This is a genomic window from Myxococcales bacterium (assembly GCA_012513515.1).
Lineage (GTDB): Bacteria > UBA10199 > UBA10199 > 2-02-FULL-44-16 > JAAZCA01 > JAAZCA01.
The window spans coordinates 21,550-42,322 of sequence record JAAZCA010000020.1 but is presented as its reverse complement, the minus strand read 5'-3'; the positions used below and the strand labels follow the sequence as shown (position 1 = coordinate 42,322).

Below are 20,773 nucleotides of genomic sequence, written 5' to 3'. Positions count from 1 at the left end.
CTCTATTTTCCAGTGCCGCAAATTTAGAAAATGGCATGAGAAAATGGAAAATGGAGGAAAACCGATACGCAAAATCTAAATTTTAAAGATCGATCGTCCCGCAAGAAGTTGCGCCTTCTAACACAATTTGGAAAAAAAGATCAATAATTTTATAACCATTTCAAATTTAACGCGAAATCAGCCGCCGTGGAGCGCTACAAGCAGGTTGCATAGAGGCATGTTTACATGATTCAAATTTTATGTTGACAATATGTTGACATGATTCAAAAATTGTGTTGTCATTATGTTGTCATGATCAAAAATAAAGACGCCATATTGAAGATGATCGCCAAAAAAGGGGTTTTGCGAAACTCCGATCTCGTTTCTAAGCTCGGCATAAGCCGCCAGGCCATCGCCAGGCATCTGAAAGATTTAATGCGCGAGGGGAAAATAATAAGGCGCGGCGGGAGCAGGCAAAATAGCTTTTACCTGCTAAATGATCCGAAGCGGATCGATGAGTTTTCAGGGAAGCAGGTTGAATTCAAGAAAAGATTCAAGGCGTTGGGGCTGCTTGAAGACTCCGCGTTCGAGGAGGCCTTAAAAGAATCGCCCCTGAAAAATCTTGCGCAGGATGAGCTCGACATCCTTCGCTATGCCTTCACCGAGATGTTAAATAACGCCATTGATCATTCCGGAAGCAAATTCATAGATGTCGTTATGCGAATTGGCGAGCTGGGGGTCTGTGTCGAGATCAATGACAGAGGCATCGGCGCATTCGAGAATATCCGTGCGAAGAAAGGTCTCCCCGGAATTATGGATGCGGTAGGGGAACTGCTCAAAGGCAAGCAGACCACCGCGCCAGATAGACATTCGGGAGAGGGAATATTTTTTACCTCCAGGGCCGTTGACAGATTCGTTCTTTCGAGCAACGGCAAGCGCCTTATAGTGGATGGTCGTATTGACGATCTCTTTGTAGAGGGGGCGCGGAAGAAAAAGGGGACTTCGGTCTATTTCGAGCTGGATCTTCCATCGTCGAGGAAGCTTGCCGATGTCTTCAGAAAGTACACCGGGGAGGATTTTACCTTCGACAAAAGCAGTATCAGCGTCAGGCTTTTTGATTCCGGCGACAGCTATATTTCAAGGTCTCAGGCCAAGCGCCTCCTGCATTCCATGGAAAGCTTCCGCAGGATAGAGCTGGATTTCACAGGGGTGCGAACCGTCGGGCAGGGCTTTGTGGATGAGGTTTTTAGGGTTTTTGCCGAGAATCATCCGGATATCGATATCAGCTGGAAAGGGGCTAATGAGGATGTGGAGTTTATGATTCGGCGTTCTGTAGGGTAGGTCGGCTGTAGGTGGCTAGAGGGCCCCCAATCCCATTGACATCCCCCTTTAGAAGACGTAAAGAGCGGGGTCAATTTTGCTAACTATTTGACATTCCGGAGATTTCGATGCCCATCGACTATCAAGAGCAGCTAGCCGTCCTTTGCGAACTACAGTCCATAGATTCAACCCTGCATAAATTTCGCCGCGTGATAGAACAATTTCCGGAACAGATAAAAGAGATCGAAGAGGCCTACAACCAGGCCAAGGCAGAATTTGAGGCCGTCGATTCAGAGCTTACCTCAATCGAATCGCAGAAAAGGCAGGACGAGCAGAATGTCGCGGAGTCTACCGACAAACTTCGCGAGCGCGAAGCCAGGCTCTATGCGATAAAGACGAACAAGGAATATCAGGCCGCGATCAAGGAAATCTCCGAGGGGAAAAAGATAAATCGCGAACGTGAAGACCGAGTGCTTCAGGCGATGGAAAAAATAGAGCAGCTAAAGCAAAAAAGTGAGCAACTAAAAACTGCGTTCACCGATAAGGAAGCAGCCTTCAACAAGGCCCGGCAGGAAGTGGAAAGCCAGACCGCTGAAATAAAGGCGCAGATGGCCGATGGCGAGAAGAGGCGCCCAGAACTCATCGCCATGCTAGACAGGGACATCAGGCGCAAATACGAATTCGTAGGCAAGCGCTATGTCGATGTCGTCGTGAAAATAGAGGATGGCGCCTGCCGCGGATGTTTAAGGAAAATTCCGCCGCAGATGTTAAACGAGATGCTGAGAAGAAGTGAGTTAAAGATTTGTCCTAATTGCCAGCGTTTGGTATACTTGGAAAAAGAAAACGTCGAGGGTGCAGTTTCCTCGGATGAACAGAAGCTCCCGGAGGGGGAATGATAAAGATAACCGCATTGCCGAAAGAGACGCTAGTTGAGCTTCTTTTGTTTCTGGCTGAAAATGAGAGCTTTCCCTGCGTGGAAAGAGATCTCAAGGGCTCCATCTCCGTCGACGATGCCAAGCAGGCTGTGCGCGAACTGGCGATGGCGCTTGCGCGCGAAGAACAAGGGGAGCGCGACACCTCGGTTTCATCGATGCTGAAGGAAGCCGGCCTAACCCCGAAGGCGAGAAAGATAGTCTCCGCGCTTTCCTCCAGAGAAGAACGCGCCTTGCTCGACGCTTTCGGTTTTATCCGCGGCTGATTCCAATCTTAACAACTTTCATCATGGTGGGTTATGTCTGAAGCCAGAATTTTTACCGATGGCGCTGCGCGTGGAAACCCTGGGCCTGCAGGAGCCGGAGGCGTCATATTAGATGGCGATGGGAAAGAGCTTGGCAGCGTCTGTCGCTATTTGGGAGAGATGACCAACAACCAGGCCGAGTATCACGCGCTACTGCTCTCCCTCAAAGAGGCTTTGCGTTTAAAATTAGAACGCGTCTCAGTCTTTTGCGATTCCGAACTGATGGTTCGGCAGATACTTGGCGAGTACAAGGTGAAAAATGAAGGGCTGCGCCCGCTTTTTCAGGAGGCGATTAAACTTTCGAAGGAGTTTGGCTCGTTCAATATAAATCATGTGATGCGCGAGAGGAATAAGGCTGCGGACAAGCTCGCAAATCTGGCTATTGATGGACAGATAGTTTAGGGCGAAATAAGGATTAAGAATTAAGAATTAAGGATTAAGGATTAAGATGAACTGTAGGAACGGGATTGCTTCGCTTGACGCTCGCAATGACGGCGAGTGAGGTTGTCATCCCCGCATGGTTTTGGCGGGGATCCATTAACTGCCGTGAATCGTGACTGGCGTTTTTTTAATGAGATGTTTTTCATAAATTACGTTCTTTGAAATGATGGTGCAGGATCGAACGATCGCTCTCGGCGCCTTGCGTGCCGAGGGAGGAAAGTCCGAGCTCCACAGGAAGCCAAGCTGGGTAACGCCCAGGTCCCGGCCATTTTACGAGGATGACGGGAACGGACAGTGCCACAGAAAACAGACCGCCTCGGTTGCTTGCAACCGGTGGCAAGGGTGAAAAGGCGAGGTAAGAGCTCACCGCGTCGGCGGCGACGTCGGCGGCATGGAAAACCCCTTGGGGAGCAAGACCAAATAAGTCGGGTGCCGCTCATCGAAAGATGATCTGCGGCGGCGTGTTCCGCGCCGTGCCTAAAAGCTAACCCGGCGGGTAGGTTGCTAGAGGTCGCCGGCAACGGCGATCCCAGATGAATGATCGTTGGGTTTGCGGCCATACACACGCCGCACGCCTGACAGAACTCGGCTTACAGATCCTGCACATCTTCGTTGCCATATGGCCCCGCTATTCGAAAGAATGGCGGGGCCTTTTTTTTGAATAGTTCAATGGTGCGATAGTTCAATAGTTCGATAGTTCGATGGTCGGAAAATCCGTAACTGGTGACTCGTAACTAGTGAATGGCAACTGTCGGAGTGGGGCTCCAGAGAGTGGGGTGTTATTGCGGAAGCGTGTCAGGAGTGGCCTTGCCGGATGAGAGCGTAAAGTCGTCGTCGGGGGGATTCAGATTCATCTTTATCGATGCGAGTATGTAGTGGCTTCTGTTCCCTGACTCGTTGTGTACTATCATCTCACGGATTATTCCATCCTTGGAAAATAGAGCCTCCAGTGACCTGTAGTGCGCGCTCTTCTTTTTTGGTTCCAGCGCCAGCGCGATCTCTCCATTCTTTTTCTTTGGGAATGACGCGCTTTCGTCGACTTTAAATTCTTTGCTTATTGCCCCGAAGCCGGAGAGAAATGACAGGGCTTCCTTAGGAATGCTCTTGTCGCCTACCGCATAGGTCTGCAGGCTCGAAGCGTCTCCCGGGACGAATATCCAGATCGTGCTCCCATCGCAGAGGTAGACCTTGGGATCGTCCCCCTTGTATTCGATTCTGAACTTGCCGCCTTTTTTGAGATGCATCAAGCCCTTCTTAGCGACGCTTTTCCCAAGCAGGGCTATGAAGGTCTTCTGTTCGAAGTCGGCGCTGATATCGTTCCATGAACCGTTGGCCGATTCGATTTTGGATATTTCCGATTTAAGGTCGGCGGCCACGGATGTCTGAACCCAAACTGCGGCGAGCGCCGCGGCCACCGATGCAAAAAAAATTTTTTTCATATTTTAACCTTCGATGTTTCCGCTGAGAACCTGGCGCGGTTTGCTACCATCTGCGGGGCCGACGACCCCTTCGGCTTCCATTCTCTCGATCATGCGGGCGGCGCGATTGTAGCCTATGCGAAGCCTTCTCTGAACCATGGATATCGACGCCTGCCGCGTTTCGTTTACGATGCTAAGCGCCTTGTCGTAGAGCTCGTCGTTATCCTCCGCGAATTCGTCGGCATCCGGCGGGAGTTCGGGCTCCTTCAGGATCGTCTCGTCATAGATGGGTTCGCCCTGAGATTTTACATGACCGACGACGCGCGTGATGTCGGAGTCGGTGACGTAGGAACCGTGGATGCGGATCAGGTTGCCGCCCTGAGGTGTCATGAATAACATATCTCCCATTCCGAGGAGGGTCTCGGCTCCGATGCCGTCGAGGATGGTCCTCGAATCATGGCGTGATGTCACCTTGAACGCGATTCGAGCCGGGAAGTTAGCCTTGATCAGCCCAGTTATGACGTCGACGCTGGGTCTTTGCGTGGCGAGTATGAGATGTATTCCGGCGGCTCGCGCCATCTGTGCGAGCCTCGTTATCGCGTCTTCCATGTCCTGCGTGGAGGTCATCATGAGGTCGGCCAGCTCGTCGATGACTATGACTATGTAGGGGAGCTTTCCTGTGTGAGCCACGGCCTCTTTGTCGGCTTCGATCATCTCCGCAGCTTTCTCCTGTGTGACGAGGTCGATCTGCCCCTTGAGGATCTTTTCGTTGTAGCCGAGTATATTTCGCGTTCCTGTGTCAGCCATCAGCCTGTAGCGCCGCTCCATCTCCCTGATCGCCCAGCGCATCGCCTGCACGGCCGGCTTCGGCTTTGTGACGACAGGCAAAAGGAGATGCGGAATTCCGTCGTAGACGGAGAGCTCCAGCATTTTGGGATCGACCATTATGAACTTCACATCGTCCGGCGAAGAGCGATAAAGCACGCTCACGATGATAGTGTTTATCGCCACGCTCTTTCCGGAGCCAGTCGCTCCGGCGATTAGCAGATGCGGCATCTTTGTGAGATCGACTATCGTAGGGTGCCCGGCTGTGCTGGAGCCGAGAACGAGCGGGAGCTTCGTCTGTATTTTTGCGAACTGGCTCGATGATATTATATCGCGCAGCCAGACGATCTCTCTCTCGCCGTTTGGCACCTCTATTCCCACGGCCGCCTTGCCGGGGAGGTGTGGAATTATTCGCACGCTCCTGCCGGACAGTGCGAGCGAGAGGTCATCCTGCAAATTGACTATCTTGTTTAGCTTGGTGCCAGCCGCCGGCTCGAATTCATACATCGTGATGACGGGCCCTGGATGTATCGCGATGACGCGTCCCTCGACATCGAAGTCCTTGAGTTTTCTTTCGAGCAGCAGAGAATTCTTTTTGAGGCTCTCCTCATCGACATCGATCTTCTTTCTTTCCTCCGCGTCGAGAAGTGAAACCGGCGGCGGCTCGTATCCTGAAAAATCCATCTTGCGGAACTTGAGCTGTTCCTCCGAAGCCCTCTTTATTTTTGTGTCTGCGCGCTGAAGTATTCTGGGTTCAGTCGCTGGGGATTGCTGGTGCGCTGTCTCAGGCGTCGTTGCTTTACTCGAAGGAGAGGCCGGATCTGCCTGTACGGATGATAATGCGGAAGCTCGAATAGGAGCGAGGGTCACGATATCGCCGGATTTTTTTGACGAAGAGAGCTTCTCTTCCTTTTTGGCTATTTCGCTTATATGTATCTCAGGATCTTTCCTTTTCTCTTTGGAGCCTCCGGAGAAAATGGATTTGAACTGCGCTCTTAGAAATATCCATGCCCTGGTCGCGATTTTGCCTGACAGCGTTCCGATGGAAATCGCTGCAGCTATGCTGAATCTGACCGCTTTTACAATCCCCACCGTAAAGAGATATCTCGCCCCCTTCGCTATCGTGAATATAGAAAGTTTGGTCGCGATCATGAAACATAGAACGAAGGAGGCTATCGATATGATGTAGGCCCCGGGGCGGTTCATGAACTTGACGAGTATTCCGCCGATAAGCCCGCCAATTATCCCTCCGCCGGGGATGCTGTGGCCTCGAATCTCCACCGTGTTGAACTGGAGGTGTATCAACGTGGACGCGAAAACTACCGCGCCTAGGTAGGCGAGAATTCCTCTGATGCGCAGATTTGGGGAGACCCCTGTTATCTGAAGTCCCGCCATCAGGAAGCAGAGCGCCGCAGCCAAGTAAGCGCTTATTCCGAACACGGTGAAGAGTATGTCCGATAGGTACGCCCCTACGATTCCCCCCAGATTGCCCACGCCTTCCAGGTTGGAGGCGGCGTTTAGGGCCGGATCGGTCGGGTTGTATGACAGCAGGCATATGGATAGAAATACACCGCAGGCGATAAAAACTGTGGCCAGTATGTCCCTCTTGAAATTCGTGCTTTGTGCTTCGGCGCTTCTTCTCATCTGGAGGCATCCCAAAAGTTGGCTAACTATTTAGAAATAATGATTATTTGAGCGGGATTATACGCCGCGTCCGACGATCTGTCAAAGGATTACGATCGGATTTTACGATCCGCTCACCCCCTATTTCCCTATGTTGCCGTCTATTTACAAATCCATGCGGAAAAAGTAGCGGTACGTCCTGCTTTTCCGAGGAGATCCGCTTGAAGAAAAAAAATGCCTATGCCTTGCTTCTGGTTTTATCGCTGATCGTCGGTTTGCACTCCTTTTCATTCGGTAAGGAGGCGGCCAAGGGGGATGAGCAGTCGCGTCTGATCGAGGGGCAGGATCTGATACTCCACAGAAGATATGACGAGGCCTTGAAGCTCTTCAAGGCCGTCAAAAAAGATTTTCCGGATTCCCCATCCGGGTCTTTCGGCGAGATGGCCGTGTATGAGGTCAGGATGCTGGAAAACGAGGACCTGAGTCTGGAAAAGGAATTTTCGCGCGCGAGCGAAGAGGGGCGTCGCAGGGCCGGGATCGTTTTGCAGAAATATCAGCCGACGCCGTGGGAGCTCTTCATATCGGGCGCTTTATTCGGGCTCGATGGTTTTTTGAAGGCCCGCAAGGGGGGGTGGTGGGATGCATACGTCGCCGGAAATAAATCCAGGCAGCTTTTCAAGCATGCCAAACAGCTCGACCCATCTTTTATCGATGCCGACTTCGGTCTGGGGATGTACGTGTACTGGCGTTCCGTTTTCACCAAGGACCTGTGGTTTTTAAAGATGTTCCCGGATAGAAGGGCGGAGGGGATTGCCATCGTCAAGGAGGTCGCGGAAAGAGGCCGATTTACAAAGGAGATGGCCGGGATAAACCTCGGGATGATGTACATGGAGGAGAAGGATTATTCGAATGCCTCGATGATATTTAAGTCGTTCGTGGAAAGATACCCGGAAAATATCGTCCTGAGAAGATTCCTCGGCAAGGTCTACGTAGCCATGAGAAAATATGACGATGCGATTGCGCAGTTTTCCGAGATGGGCAAGATAGATCCGCGCATCATAAAATATAAATATTTTCTGGGTGCGACGATGGTAATTTCCGGCGACGATAAGATCTCAGCTGAGGGTGAACGGGAGCTGCGCGACTTCATCGCCGCGGAGAAGAGCAAATACTGGCGTGCCTCGGCCCACTACTGGCTGGGGCGCATGTATGAACGAAAAAACGATAAAAAGAAGGCGCTTATCGAATACAATGCCGCGCATGCGCTGAGCCCGAAGATAGAAGATGCCTTGAAGAGGGCTCGCGGACTCGGCGGCGGGATGTAGGTTCTATCTGCGTGTGCCGAACAACCTGCCTTGATAGGAATCCCTTTCTAAGAGCCTTTTTTCCACTTCGTTGAAGATGGCGAGTTTGTTCACCGACCAACTAGGCGCCACCGTTATTTCCCTCGGGCTGTGTCCGTTTACCCTGTGGACTATCATCTCCGGGTCGATGAGTTCCAGAAAGTCTACGACCCAGTCTGCGTATTCGCGAAGGCTTGGGATATAAACGTCCCCATCCCGATGCATTTTTTCAAGCGCAGTATCTCTTAAGACGTGAAGGTTGTGAATCTTCACCCCCCAGCACTTTCCATTGAGAAACTCAGCTGTTTTTTTCATCATGCCGATATCTTCGCCGGGTAGGCCGAGTATCGCGTGCGCGCAGACCGGGATTCCGATTTCGGAGAGCGACTCGCATGCGGACGCAAAATCGGCGACCGAGTGGCCCCTGCGAATTTTTTCAAGCGTGGAGTCGTGCGAGGACTGCAATCCGAGTTCAACCCAGATAAACTTTTTTTCGCTTATTTCCCTGAGGACCTTGAGGTGATCTTTGGAGATGCAGTCCGGCCTAGTCGATATTGCGGCCCCGACGATATCCGGATGGTCTATTGCGGCGCGAAGCATCCTGCGGAGATCCTCCGGCGCGCCGTAGGTGTTGGAGGCGCTTTGGAAGTAGGATATCCCTTTGGCGTTTCCGTGCCTCCTTCTCATATATGAGATCCCTTCAGCCAGCTGCTCAGAGATGCTGGATTGGAGCTCCGGTTTTCCTATCGATGACGCGGGCCTGTAGGATTCCATATTGCAGAATATACATCCGTCATTTCCCTTGCTTCCGTCCCTATTCGGGCATCCGAATCCGCTCTTGAGCGCGACCTTGTAGACGCGGCACCCGAATTTTTTCATCAGCCATGGGTTTAGCCTGTTGTAGCGTTCCATTCTGCAGCACCCCTGATAATAGATAGAAGGCGGCCCTTAAGGTCCCTTAATTTCGCTGTTATCACTAGTACAGGCGCTTTCAAATGAGTATTGGGTAAAATTGATAGATAGGTCAAAAAAATGACTATTCGATATTACCTTTGTTTTTCAATTAGATAATTTGATCTTTGCCGTTCAATCGACAGCCTTTTTGATAAATGGGTTAAATATAACCCTTCTGTAATGTGGTTGCGATTCCGTACTTCAGTTCTAATATATTGTAATATAAGGGTATTTTTAAAAAATTAGTTTTTTAATTTAGTGGCACGCTCCTTGCTCTTTCCCGTTGTGGGTTGGGAAAAAAAGGAGCACGCCATGGGAAAAAAGCTGAGATGGAAGGTGGCTTCGGTGGTGGCGGCGGCGGGGTTGGCGGTTCTTACCGGTTGTGGGTCTGGTTCCGATTATTCCTCGGAGCTAAGCAGCGGGAACGGCGGGGGAACCGGGATAAGCGAGATAAGAAGTGATCCCTCCGATATGGGAGTCGGCGACATAATAGCTGTCAATATCGAATCCGGCGATCTCTTTTCGCTCGATTTCGAGGGCGTCGATGAGGAGGCTCAGTTCATACTCAGCATCGGGTCTTATGACTATGGCGGATATGGCAGCAGCGTCCAATTGACGAGCTCGAGCGAAGTTCTTCCTGAAGTGGGAGGGCTTGCCAAGGGGATGATGGTGGAATCCGAATCCGAACCGGATATGGACGAGGTCTATGGAGTGGATGAGATTTTCAGTTCGTGGCTCAGGGCTTCGGAATCGGCATTGGACGGCTTTGAGGAAAAGATATCCGATCCAAACGAGACGATTGGCGCCAAGTCACTTTCATTCAAGACGGCTTCGTTCGGCGACAAGGAGAGCTTCAGGGTGCTTTCGAGCCTGACCTCCACCGGATCGTATGTTGAAGTTGTAGCGGAGGCTAGGTGCGTCGGTTCAAACGTGATTTTCTTCGTCGACGAAGATGTCTCCGAAGATGATCTCTCGGATGCGGATATCGATGAGCTCTGTGAAAACTTCGACAGGATAGCAGGGGAGGAACAGGATCTCCTCGGAGATTCCTCCGACGTCGATGGAGACGGAAAACTTCACGTTCTAATGACCGCCCAGGTCAACAGGCTTGGGGCTCTCGGCGGCGGAATCATCACCGGTTACTTCTTCGCCGGCGACCTTTACGCGCGCAGCTCCTCCAATCAGGTTTCCAACGAGAGAGAGGTAATCTACACGATGGTGCCCGATCCGAGCGGCAAATACGGAGTTTCGATATCCAAGTCATTCGCCATGAGCAACCTTCTTCCGGCGGTTCTTCCCCACGAGTTCCAGCATGCGATAAGCTACAATCAGCATGTCATGGTCGCTGGCGGCACGGCCGAGGAAAACTGGCTGAATGAGGGGATGTCCCACTTCATGGAAGACTACTTCGGCTACGGAGTCGAGAACCCCTCGCGCTATGCGATGTTTCTCAGCAGCCCTTCGTCATACGGCGTGGTTACGCAGGGATCGCCAAACCTGATGGAGCGCGGCGCCGCATACCTCTTCGTTCGCTACCTGTATGAACAGGCCTCAGACGGGGACGCCTTCCTGGGCAGACTTACAAAGACGAGCTCCAGGGGCGTGGCGAATCTGGAAACCGCCTTCAACGGCCCGGCCGAGATGGACACATTTTCAGAGATGATGGCGCGATGGACTATCGCGCTTGGGATGACAGACAGAGGGATAAGCAGGGATAGCAGGTACACCTACAGGGAACGCGTTAGAAATTCACGGACTGGAAATTTCGAAGGGGTTTGCCTGATGTGCGATGCCCAGGATAACCGAGGGACCATGCTCGAGGGAATAAACCTCAACCCGTACTTCGGATATCACACGGTGACGATGGATGCCTCTGCCATGAAGTTCTACGAACTTAGCGACTTCCCTTCAGAGTTGCAGATACAGGGAAACAGCAATGGAACCTTCGCAGTTATGATAAGAACCCAGTAAGGGCTCCTTTTCCCAGGCCCGTAGAGAGGCGGCATAGTGCCGCCTCTCTCTATTTTATGCCGGGCAAACCCCTAATTTAACTTTACTTTTTGGGGGCGCTTACCTATAGAAAACCCCCTATGCATCCGGTTTTAATCAAGATTCCGATATTCGGTGGGCTCACCATCCATACCTACGGCGTAATGGTCGCGCTCGGTTTCGTTTTGGGAATTTTATGGATCGTGCGTGAGAGCAAACGGGTGGGGGTTGAGCCGTCGAAGATGCTCGACCTAATTTTCTACGTAATAATAGCTGGAATAGTGGGGTCGCGGGTATTTTACGTTGCGATAAGTCAGCGCTCTGAATTTCTTGCAGACCCGCTCGTGATACTCAAGATGTGGCGCGGAGGCCTGGTCTTCTATGGGGGGTTGATCTCCAGCGTAATCGTATCCTTCTTTTTTATAAGGAAACATAAGCTTCCAGTTCTTCTTACCATCGACATCTTTGCTCCGGCGATAGCCATCGGTCATGCGGTGGGCAGAATAGGGTGCCTGATGGCTGGATGCTGCTATGGGAAAGAGCTTTCCCATGCTGCGTGGTATGGCATCACCTTTCCGGATGGCGTCGGTTCCTTCGCCCCTCCTGGGATAGAGCTCTTCCCGACCCAGTTGTTTGAAAGCTTTGGGGAGATCGTCATATTCTGTCTGCTTATGCTGGTCAGGAAGTTCAAAAAGTTCGATGGGCAGCTGATATCGGTTTACATAATTCTCTATGCGATACTGCGATATGTGAACGAACTTTTCCGGGGAGACCAAGTGAGAGGATTTCTCATAGATCCGTGGCTATCGACATCGCAGGCGATATCGATAGCCCTGTTCATGCTCGGAGTCTTAATGTATTTGAAGCTGTGGCGCAGGGCGGCCTCGATAAATAGGGGGATTTGATGCGTAAAATAGCAGCCGTTTTTTTGATACTTGTCCTTTCATCGGTCGCGGCCTGTTCAAAGCCGATGGTCTCTTCGACAATAAACCCCGATGTAAAATACTTAAGCCGCGACTATGCGGCCGTGCCCAACGATATCTACTACGCCGTGAGGGCCGCATTCAGGGATCTCGATTATACGGTCAACGAGGAAAACCTTTCGGCCGGTGTTATCACATCGACCTGGATGCCGACGACCTCCGACTCACATTACATGCTCCTCTTCGATCGCAAGGAATACGGCGTTACGAATTCTTATTATCAGATGGAGGTCCAGGTCGTTTCGGAAGGGGGCAGGACCAAAGTCAAGGCCGGCACGAGGTTGAAGGGAATAGTCGCAAATCAGCACAGTTCCGGCATCGAGGAGAAAAAACTTTTGGACTTGGTTGGAAATTATCTGAGGAAAAGCCCTCCTGACGTTACCAACCTGGGCCTTGTCAACGAGTAGAATAGGAAATCTAAATGGAAAAGAATTACAAGGATACCTTAAATCTCCCTAAAACAGATTTTCCGATGAAGGGCAATCTCGCCGAACGCGAGCCGGTTCAACTCAAAAAATGGGATGAACAGAAAATCTATCAGAGGATGATAGATAAAAATCGCGGGCGCGAGACGTACGTCATGCACGACGGCCCTCCGTACGCCAACGGGCATCTGCATCTCGGCACGATCCTGAACAAGATCCTCAAGGATATAGTGGTCAAGTACAAGAACATGACCGGTGCCCAATGCGCGTTCATACCGGGGTGGGATTGCCACGGTTTGCCTATCGAGCTGGGCGTCGAGAAGAAGCTAGGCCCCAAGAAGCACACGATGGACCCGGTCGATGTGAGGAAGGCATGCAGGGCGCACGCCGAGGAATTCGTCGGCATCCAGCGCTCCGAATTCCAGAGGCTCGGCGTCTTTGCCGACTGGGATCGCCCCTACCTCACGATGTCCTACGATTACGAGGCCACGATTGCGCGCGAGTTCGGCAAGTTTGTGAAAAACGGTTCCCTCTATAAGGGAAAGAGGCCGATCTACTGGTGCGCGTGCTGCAAGACGGCGCTGGCTGAAGCGGAAGTGGAATATGCTGATCATTCCTCTCCTTCAATCTACGTTAAGTTCAAGCTCAACGATGACAAGAAGTTAAGGAAGGAATGGGGGCTTGGAGACGAGGAGATATCTCTCGTCATCTGGACGACGACGCCATGGACTATCCCGGCGAACCTCGCAATCGCTCTGAACGCTGAGCTACCTTATGTAGCCGTCAAGGTCGACGATGAGGTCTGGATCATGGCCGAAGGGCTGCTGGATTCCGTGATGGAATCGATAGGGCGTTCCTATTCTACAGTAGTGGGCAAACCTTCACCGCAGGAACTTGAGCACAAGAGCTGCCGTCATCCGCTCATCGATCGCGATTCGCTCATCATACTCGGTGAACATGTCACTCTCGAGGCCGGAACCGGCGCGGTTCACACTGCGCCAGGACATGGGCAGGAAGATTTCGATATCGGTCAGAAGTACGGCCTCGATATTTTAGCGCCTATAGACGATGCCGGACGCTTTACCAAGGAGTCGAGGCTTCCGTGGCTCGAGGGGGTCTTTGTCGAGGATGCGAACAAGCTTGTCATAGAGAAGCTGCGCGAAGTGAACGCACTCGTTCATACTCATGCGATCAGCCATTCATATCCACACTGCTGGCGATGCAAAAAACCGATAGTCTTCAGGGTAACCGATCAGTGGTTTATATCGATGGAAAAAACCGAGCTTCGCAAGAAGGCCCTTGAAGCTATCAAACAGGTTAAGTGGATTCCTCCTTGGGGGGAACAGCGTATTACAGGCATGATAGAGGCGAGGCCTGATTGGTGTATATCCAGACAGAGGCTTTGGGGTGTGCCGGTGATAGCCCTCGTTTGCAAATCCTGCGGGGCTTCACACACCACTCCCGATCTCGTGGACAACGCCGTTAAGTTTTTCGAAAAAGAGGGGGCCGATGCGTGGTTTTCACACGACGCGTCCGATTTCAAACCGAAGGGTTTCAAATGTCCAGTCTGCGGCGAGAAGGAAAAGTTTGGCAAAGAGCCGGATATCCTCGACGTCTGGTTCGACTCGGGGGTTTCCTATTCGGCTGTCCTCGAGAGTCGCGAAGGGATAGAGCAGCAGGCCGATCTTTATCTCGAGGGGAGCGACCAGCACAGAGGGTGGTTTCACACCTCGCTGCTTACCTCGATAGGGACGAGAGGACGGGCGCCGTACAAAAGGGTGCTCACACATGGATTCGTGGTAGACGGCGATGGGAAGAAATATTCCAAATCTGCAAAGAACTATGTCCCACCCGAAAAACTGATCAATCAGCATGGGGCGGAGATACTAAGGCTCTGGGTTTCCGCCGAGGATTACAGGGACGATATAAGATTTTCCAATGAGATTCTCAACCGCTGCGTCGAGGCGTACAGAAAAATCAGGAATACCGCCCGCTATATCCTTGGCAATATCAATGATTTTGATCCCAACGTCGATATGGTCCCGGAGGATCGCATGCCAGAGATCGACAGGTACGCGATCGCGGAACTCGGTAAGCTTACCTCGAAGATGCTTGCGGCCTACGAAAACTTCGAGTCTCATGCGATATTCCATACCCTTAACAGATTTTGTACCGTCGAGATGTCCTCTTTCTACCTAGACGTCCTGAAGGATCGCCTGTATGCCGAGAAAAAAGATGGAGAACTTCGCAGATCGGCCCAGACTGTTCTCTGGAAAATACTCGATTCGATGGTAAGGCTGATGGCTCCGATATTCTCATTTACCGCCGAGGAGATCTGGGAAATCATGCCGAAGCTCGCCGGCTCTTCAGGCAGCGTCTTCGTTTCCGAGATGCCTGCGAAGCCGCAGTTCGATTCCCAGATACTCGAACGTTTTTCAAAATTCATGTCGCTGCGACAGGATGTGATGAAGGCCCTCGAGAAGGCCCGTGCGGAGAAATTCATAGGGAACTCGCTTGCCGCATCCGTAACGATCGAGTGCGATGCCGATGCCAGGTCTTTTCTGGAAAGCTTCGGTGGGGATCTCGCCGATCTGTTTCTGGTATCCGGCGCCAAGTTCGGAAAGGCGGAAGGGGCGTATCTCGTGCAAAGCGAGGATAACAAGGGTTTCGCGGTTTCGGTTTCCAAGGCGGACGGCGAAAAGTGCGAGCGTTGCTGGAAGTATTCCGAGAGCGTAGGCAAAAACACGGAGCATCCGACGATATGCGCAAGATGCGCCGGGGTCCTTTCCTCCTGAAGTCAAAACTTGAAGTAAGAAACTGGACATTTCACAGATGAAGAAAAAATATATATTATTTTCCGCCATCGTTTCTATCCTCGTGATGCTCGACCAGATCACTAAGTGGCTGGTCGCCGGGACCCTCTTTTACGGCGAAAGGATTCCCGTGATCGGCGGAATTTTCGATCTCGTGCATTTCCGAAATACGGGGGCCGCCTTCGGCATCTTTTCAGGGCTTTCGGATGCCGTCAGAAATCCCATCTTTTTTGTGATAGCTGCGGCCGCTGCTGCGATAGTGGTTCTCTATCTGAGGTCGCTGCGCGATGACGATATTTACATGACGGTCACCTTGTCGCTGATCTTCGGCGGGATGGTAGGAAACATAATAGACCGCGCCGCACGCGGCTCCGTCGTGGATTTTCTTTCATTCAGAGCGGGCGACGCGCACGCCAGTTTTTCGCTGTTCGGAAGAAGTTTCGATTTCCCGCTGGAATGGCCTGCCTTCAACGTTGCGGACAGCGCGATAACCGTGGCGATGTTCATGCTGATAATCATGATTTTTAGAAAGGGCGGTAATCCGACATGAGACCCTTCTTATTTACTATTGGCGATATCCGCGTTCCATCTTTTTTCTTCATGGTGATGATCGGCGCTCTCGCGGCCACATTTTTTTCGTCCTGGTGGGCCAAACGCGAGGGATCCGATCAGGTGGCCCTTCTCGATATGGGCATAATAGCCATCATCGCCTCTGTGATAGGCGCGCGTGTCTTTCACATAGTCGTGGAAAGCCCGATGTACTATCTGGAAAAACCGATTCGCGTATTCTATTTCTGGCAGGGCGGGTATGTTTCGATCGGCGCATATATGTTCACCATAGCTGCGTGGCTCGTGTATTTTTGGAAGCGCAATCTTTCAACGTGGAGATACATGGATCTCGCCGCGATGGGAGTTCCGATCATCATCTTCTTTGTGCGCGTCGGATGCGTATGCGTAGGGTGCTGCTACGGAAAGCCAACCGATTTTTTCTTTCATCTCACGTTTAACAACCCTGCATCCGTTCCTGCGGCCTTTGGATATGCCGGGGTCCACCTTCATGCGTCGCAGATTTATTTCATGATCAACGCGATAGTAATGTGGGGCGTTTTCTTTTTCCTGTATCACAGGAGAAAATTCTACGGAGAGATAATATCAGCCTTTTTCATCTATTACGGAATCTCCAGATTCATCATAGAATTCACAAGGGGCGACGCTGATCGCGGCATGTGGTTTGATGGTGCTGTATCAACGGGCCAGATAGCGATGCTAATATCATTCATCGGAGGCGTAATTCTGTGGAAAATCCTCTCCAAACGTCAAAATCTCCGGATTCGGGGCTAGAGGCTCCAAAGCCTTATACCAGGGCCAGATGTGCGGCGGAGCTTTCCGTTGTCACTATCGCCTTGCTCGTCATGTCGCGCCTTTTGTTCATGGCCAAGGGGGTGGATTTCATCGGCAAAATTTTGCCCGTGGCCATCGCCGTCCTGTTTCTCTACGGGCCTGTGGCTGTCATATGGAACAGGCGAAGGAGGATAGACTTTCTCGACGACGGATTTGTTTCTTACCTTAAGTCCATCCACACGTTTTTAATAGTGGCGCTAATCGTCTTCCCTCCGTATCTTATGGCGGCGCATTTCTGGCAGCTAACGGTGGGCGGATACTCCAGTTTCAGCGCGGCTGGATTTTCAGACTTCTGGAGCGCGGCGATGTTTCAAATACTTATAGTTGCGCTTCCTGAGGAATTTTATTTCAGGGGATATTTCCAGTCCACGATCAACCTCGTCACGCAGCGCAGATGGAATGTCTTTGGTACAAGGCTGGGCTGGGGATGGCTTATCACGGCGCTTGTATTTGCCTTCGCGCATTCGGTCGTCTATTATAGATGGTGGCATTTCGCCATATTCTTTCCAGCCCTCGTATTCGGATACTTGAGGGAGAGGACAGGTGCGATAACCGCTCCCGTTCTTTTTCACGCGGCCTCAAATTTGTTGATGGACTGGTTTGCGAGAAGCTACATCGTCTAGATTGAAATATGCCCATGCGCAAAGATGACATTAAAAAAGCGGTCGCCATTTTGGGAAGAGCCTATGCCCGCTCCTGCGATATTTTGAAAAAACGCAGCGATCCCTTTCAGACCGTCATCTCCACGGCCCTTTCCGCGCAGTCCACCGATGATCAGGTCGACAGGGTGACTCCCGCTCTTTTCCGCAGATATCCAACCCCCGAAAAATTGGCCCGGGCGAAAATTTCAGACGTGGAGAAGGTGATAAAATCGGTCGGCCTGTATAAATCCAAGGCCAGGAATATAGTAGCTGCCGCCAGGGTTCTCATCGAGCGCTTCGGAGGAGTAGTTCCGTCCGACCTCTGCGAACTCATCGTTCTTCCCGGCGTCGGAAGAAAAACGGCCAATGTCGTGCTTATAAAATCCTTCGGTAAGGCTGCGATGCCGGTGGATACCCACGTCTTTCGGGTGGCAAACAGAATCGGCATCGGCGTCGGCAAGACCCCGGAAGAGGTCGAGAAAAAACTCATTTCGGCGATACCGGAGAAAAAGCTGGCGGAGGCCCATTTCTGGCTGATCACCCATGGCAGGGTTATATGCCACGCCCGAAATCCTGAGTGCGGCAGATGTCCGGTATCAAATCTTTGCGACTATAATGTAAGAGGCTTAGGCGCCGGTTCGAAAAAACGGCCTCTTGATGCGAGAAGCGGAAGGGCGGGATGATGCTGTCAGCTATCGCCCCAAAGTTCATTGGGCCTCGTGCCGATGCCCTTGGCGCATCGCTGATAGGAAATCAGCTTTTGCTAGCATCGCGCGCGGTCATGCCCGTCTCCCCCGATCAGTATGGAGTGAGTACTTCGGCGATGTATCAGATAGCCGAAAGAGGGGGCTTTCAGGGAACCTTTTCCGAGGCTAGGATTGTCTCGGAAGATTCGGCGGATAAATTTTTGAGATCGAGGGGTGTGTTTCTCAAGGCGGCTTCCCGCTATTTCGGCGCCAGTTTTGCTTCCATGGCATCACAATCGATTCCCTACGATCATTTCAAATCTCACAATCTTCTTTCGCGATCCATAGATTACCGCGATATCGTGAGATGCGGGCTTCTCACCTTCATGGACGCGGACGATGGGCTTGCCGCGGTGGAAAGTGATCTTCGTGCAATGTTTTCAGACTTGATAGGGAGGCGGCATTCCAAGAAGGCTTTGATGAAGAGATCCGCCATCTACAAGGTGAGCCAGCTCTCCTTTGTCGCACTTGCCGCCGCCATATTTTCCGGGTCTCCCCTCGCGATAGTCTCTGCCGGTGCCCTCGTAGCTGCCGGTTTCGGAGTCAACGAGTTGAGAATGATTTACAAGACATCTCAGGAGTTTTCATTCGACCTCGCCGTTTCCAGAAATTATCAGGCTTCGATGACCGAGCTTTTGGGGGATTACATGTATGTCAGGTCGCAGAGGAGGGGGCTTGCAAAGGCCTTCGGATATTTTCGCTAGGTAGCGAGTTGTTGAAAATGTTGAGTGAACGTGCTAGCTGGAGTAACCTTGCTGGGAGGTTATATGGCCAAGATACTGGTTGTCGATGATAGCAAACTGATAGTCGCCATGCTCACCGATGTGCTCACTTCGGCGGGGCATGAGGTGAAGGCCGCGTACAATGGCGCCGAGGCGATAGCCGAGCTTAGAAAAGAAAAGCCGGATCTTATATTCATGGACATACAGATGCCCGGGATAGATGGCCACACGACCGCCAAGCTTATAAGTATGGATAGAAAATTCGAGAACACCCCCATCATAGTCTTTTCATCCCTCAAATCACCCGAGATGATGGAGCTCAGCAAAAAGGTAGGCGCGGTGATCCATTTGAACAAGGATGCGGGTAAGGAAAAGATACTCTATACTGTCGATGAGGCATTAAAAATTTCCGATCCCGGTCGCCGACAAATCTGAACGTGGCTTCTTCAATTCTCGTTTCGCGAAGGCTTCTTTGTAAGCGATCTGCTCGTCGGTTGCTTCATGATATGACTCATAGGTCGGGTGCTTCTTCAATAATTTCTTACTCTGTAAAAATTTTTTCTCTGATGATTTTTTCCTCCTCTAATGTGTCCATCTATGGCTAGCCGCCGCTATCACTGCGACGCCGATTCCGGAGCCATCGGCGGTTTTGCGTATTCTTACGTTGCCGGAATTTTTTCCAAGGAGGGTTTTCATGGAATTTCTGAGCGTCCTTGAAAAACCGGGATGATTTTCATAGAGTGCGCCATCAACTGCTATCGTGTGCTTTCGCGCTATTCTTGGATCCATCTTCATGATGACCGCCGCGAGGCATGCGGCGCTTATCTTCGCTGCTCTGATAACAACGGCTCGCGATATCGCTGCAACCACCGTGAGGTCCTCCTCACTGATTCCAGAGAGGCCGGTCTTTTCAATTATTTCGGAATATTTTTTACCCTTTGCCGTTTCCAACGCGGAGAGCTGCGATGTATGAAGCCCGCCGGTGCGCCTGAGGGAGGATTTCCCCAGCTCGATCTCTCCAATGTCGTAGAGTTTCCTGATGGCCATTCTCGCCAGTTCTCCGAGATACATTCCGGAGATCATCTTTTCCATCACCTGCCTGCCCGGATTATTGGACCTGTCGTCTATTAAAATATCGAACTCGTTTCGCGGAAGCTTGGAGAAATTTCCCCACTCGATATTTATGATCATCCTGCCGCGTCCTTTTGCGCCGCCGACTTTTTTTATTTTAGAAAGTTTTTCCAGGTAACATGCGTTGGTCCCCGTTCCGAATATGGCGCCGATATCGCATGTCCGGCAGGAGTAGGCGCAGGCCGCAAGGGTTCCTACAGTGTCGTTAGCCAGGGCAGCGATTTCAATGAAGCCGAGCCCTGCGCGCCTGAGCGCCATTTGAAGGAGTTTAGTTACATCCTTGCCGACGACGCCGGATGCGGTAAACCCTTTGGTCCACGTTATGAGGAGGCCGCTTGTGAGACTTTTTTGTTCCACAGGGAAGGAGAAGGTGAATCCAAGTTTAAATTTGCCGGATTTTTTCGTGTGCAGAAATTTTGCTATGTGTGAGGCTATGAAATCGAACAATTCGATTCCGCTGCCCTTCATGAGTGTGTGCGGTATTCTGGTTTTAGATGAGCGTAGAACCTTCAACGATCCATCTCCCGATAGGCTTGCCTCTATGACGCGAAGGTTCGTCCCGCCGATATCAAGCGCGAGGAAGGTGCCATTTTCCTTGCCAGACGGGGCGTCGGTGAACGCTGGAAGCATCTTGAGGTCGCTTTTTTCCCCGGCGAGTCCGGCTTTCATTTCATCATGAAAGGATGATATTATTTTTGCGATGTCGTCGTTAGATAGATGAAACTCTCTTTCGATTTTGCGAAACGCCCGGCTTCTGGATTTTATTTTAGAGTTCATGGCGG

The 20,773-nt window shown here is 51.4% G+C and carries 19 protein-coding genes and 1 other RNA gene; 16 read left to right on the top strand and 4 right to left on the bottom strand.

The window, feature by feature from the left end:
* The first annotated feature begins 291 nt into the window (after positions 1 to 291).
* The 5 genes from GX659_04795 (at position 292) to rnpB (ending at position 3,586) form a co-directional block, all read left to right on the top strand.
* Entirely contained in the window at positions 292 to 1,320 is a 1,029-nt protein-coding gene (locus tag GX659_04795; GenBank protein ID NLD28107.1) for a DUF4325 domain-containing protein, read from the top strand.
* A 107-nt stretch (positions 1,321 to 1,427) separates the two neighbouring features.
* On the top strand, positions 1,428 to 2,195 hold the full coding sequence (locus GX659_04790; protein NLD28106.1) for a hypothetical protein: 768 nt from the start codon (positions 1,428 to 1,430) through the stop codon (positions 2,193 to 2,195).
* Complete coding sequence (locus tag GX659_04785) at positions 2,192 to 2,497, top strand: hypothetical protein (GenBank protein ID NLD28105.1); 306 nt, start codon at positions 2,192 to 2,194, stop codon at positions 2,495 to 2,497. The genes GX659_04790 and GX659_04785 overlap by 4 nt, the downstream gene beginning before the upstream one ends.
* 33 nt (positions 2,498 to 2,530) lie before the next feature.
* Complete coding sequence (locus tag GX659_04780; protein NLD28104.1) at positions 2,531 to 2,938, top strand: ribonuclease HI family protein; 408 nt, start codon at positions 2,531 to 2,533, stop codon at positions 2,936 to 2,938.
* A 208-nt stretch (positions 2,939 to 3,146) separates the two neighbouring features.
* Positions 3,147 to 3,586, top strand: an RNA gene (gene rnpB, locus GX659_04775) — RNase P RNA component class A.
* A 170-nt stretch (positions 3,587 to 3,756) separates the two neighbouring features.
* Here rnpB and GX659_04770 read toward each other — a convergent pair.
* Both GX659_04770 and GX659_04765 read right to left on the bottom strand, forming a co-directional pair.
* Positions 3,757 to 4,416: an outer membrane lipoprotein carrier protein LolA gene (locus tag GX659_04770; protein ID NLD28103.1), complete on the bottom strand. Its 660-nt coding sequence runs from the start codon at positions 4,414 to 4,416 to the stop codon at positions 3,757 to 3,759.
* A gap of 3 nt (positions 4,417 to 4,419) precedes the next feature.
* Complete coding sequence (locus tag GX659_04765; GenBank protein NLD28102.1) at positions 4,420 to 6,426, bottom strand: DNA translocase FtsK; 2,007 nt, start codon at positions 6,424 to 6,426, stop codon at positions 4,420 to 4,422.
* 638 nt (positions 6,427 to 7,064) lie between these two features.
* On the opposite strand from GX659_04765, the gene GX659_04760 reads away from it, so the two are divergent.
* Complete coding sequence (locus GX659_04760; GenBank protein ID NLD28101.1) at positions 7,065 to 8,168, top strand: tetratricopeptide repeat protein; 1,104 nt, start codon at positions 7,065 to 7,067, stop codon at positions 8,166 to 8,168.
* A gap of 3 nt (positions 8,169 to 8,171) precedes the next feature.
* Here GX659_04760 and GX659_04755 read toward each other — a convergent pair whose 3' ends face one another.
* On the bottom strand, positions 8,172 to 9,098 hold the full coding sequence (locus tag GX659_04755) for a TIGR01212 family radical SAM protein (GenBank protein NLD28100.1): 927 nt from the start codon (positions 9,096 to 9,098) through the stop codon (positions 8,172 to 8,174).
* A gap of 354 nt (positions 9,099 to 9,452) precedes the next feature.
* Between GX659_04755 and GX659_04750 the strand changes: the two genes are divergently transcribed.
* The 10 genes from GX659_04750 to GX659_04705 all read left to right on the top strand — a co-directional run bounded on the left by GX659_04750 (position 9,453) and on the right by GX659_04705 (position 19,295).
* Entirely contained in the window at positions 9,453 to 11,111 is a 1,659-nt protein-coding gene (locus GX659_04750; protein ID NLD28099.1) for a hypothetical protein, read from the top strand.
* 119 nt (positions 11,112 to 11,230) lie between these two features.
* On the top strand, positions 11,231 to 12,034 hold the full coding sequence (gene lgt, locus GX659_04745; protein NLD28098.1) for a prolipoprotein diacylglyceryl transferase: 804 nt from the start codon (positions 11,231 to 11,233) through the stop codon (positions 12,032 to 12,034).
* Positions 12,034 to 12,519, top strand: a complete 486-nt coding sequence (locus GX659_04740) for a hypothetical protein (protein ID NLD28097.1) — start codon at positions 12,034 to 12,036, stop codon at positions 12,517 to 12,519. The genes lgt and GX659_04740 overlap by 1 nt, the downstream gene beginning before the upstream one ends.
* A gap of 14 nt (positions 12,520 to 12,533) precedes the next feature.
* Positions 12,534 to 15,332, top strand: a complete 2,799-nt coding sequence (gene ileS, locus GX659_04735) for an isoleucine--tRNA ligase (protein ID NLD28096.1) — start codon at positions 12,534 to 12,536, stop codon at positions 15,330 to 15,332.
* A 37-nt stretch (positions 15,333 to 15,369) separates the two neighbouring features.
* On the top strand, positions 15,370 to 15,900 hold the full coding sequence (gene lspA, locus GX659_04730; protein ID NLD28095.1) for a signal peptidase II: 531 nt from the start codon (positions 15,370 to 15,372) through the stop codon (positions 15,898 to 15,900).
* A complete protein-coding gene (locus GX659_04725) occupies positions 15,897 to 16,691 on the top strand; it encodes a prolipoprotein diacylglyceryl transferase (protein ID NLD28094.1) in 795 nt (264 codons plus the stop codon). The genes lspA and GX659_04725 overlap by 4 nt, the downstream gene beginning before the upstream one ends.
* On the top strand, positions 16,646 to 17,374 hold the full coding sequence (locus tag GX659_04720; protein NLD28093.1) for a CPBP family intramembrane metalloprotease: 729 nt from the start codon (positions 16,646 to 16,648) through the stop codon (positions 17,372 to 17,374). Before GX659_04725 ends, GX659_04720 begins: the two co-directional genes overlap by 46 nt.
* 14 nt (positions 17,375 to 17,388) lie before the next feature.
* The gene (gene nth, locus GX659_04715; GenBank protein ID NLD28092.1) at positions 17,389 to 18,075 is read left to right on the top strand and encodes an endonuclease III; all 687 of its coding nucleotides are present in this window, start codon (positions 17,389 to 17,391) and stop codon (positions 18,073 to 18,075) included.
* Positions 18,072 to 18,842: a hypothetical protein gene (locus GX659_04710; protein ID NLD28091.1), complete on the top strand. Its 771-nt coding sequence runs from the start codon at positions 18,072 to 18,074 to the stop codon at positions 18,840 to 18,842. Before nth ends, GX659_04710 begins: the two co-directional genes overlap by 4 nt.
* A 63-nt stretch (positions 18,843 to 18,905) precedes the next feature.
* Entirely contained in the window at positions 18,906 to 19,295 is a 390-nt protein-coding gene (locus GX659_04705) for a response regulator (GenBank protein NLD28090.1), read from the top strand.
* 147 nt (positions 19,296 to 19,442) lie between these two features.
* On the opposite strand, the gene GX659_04700 is transcribed toward GX659_04705, so the two are convergent.
* The gene (locus tag GX659_04700; protein NLD28089.1) at positions 19,443 to 20,768 is read right to left on the bottom strand and encodes a hypothetical protein; all 1,326 of its coding nucleotides are present in this window, start codon (positions 20,766 to 20,768) and stop codon (positions 19,443 to 19,445) included.
* Positions 20,769 to 20,773: the final 5 nt, after the last annotated feature.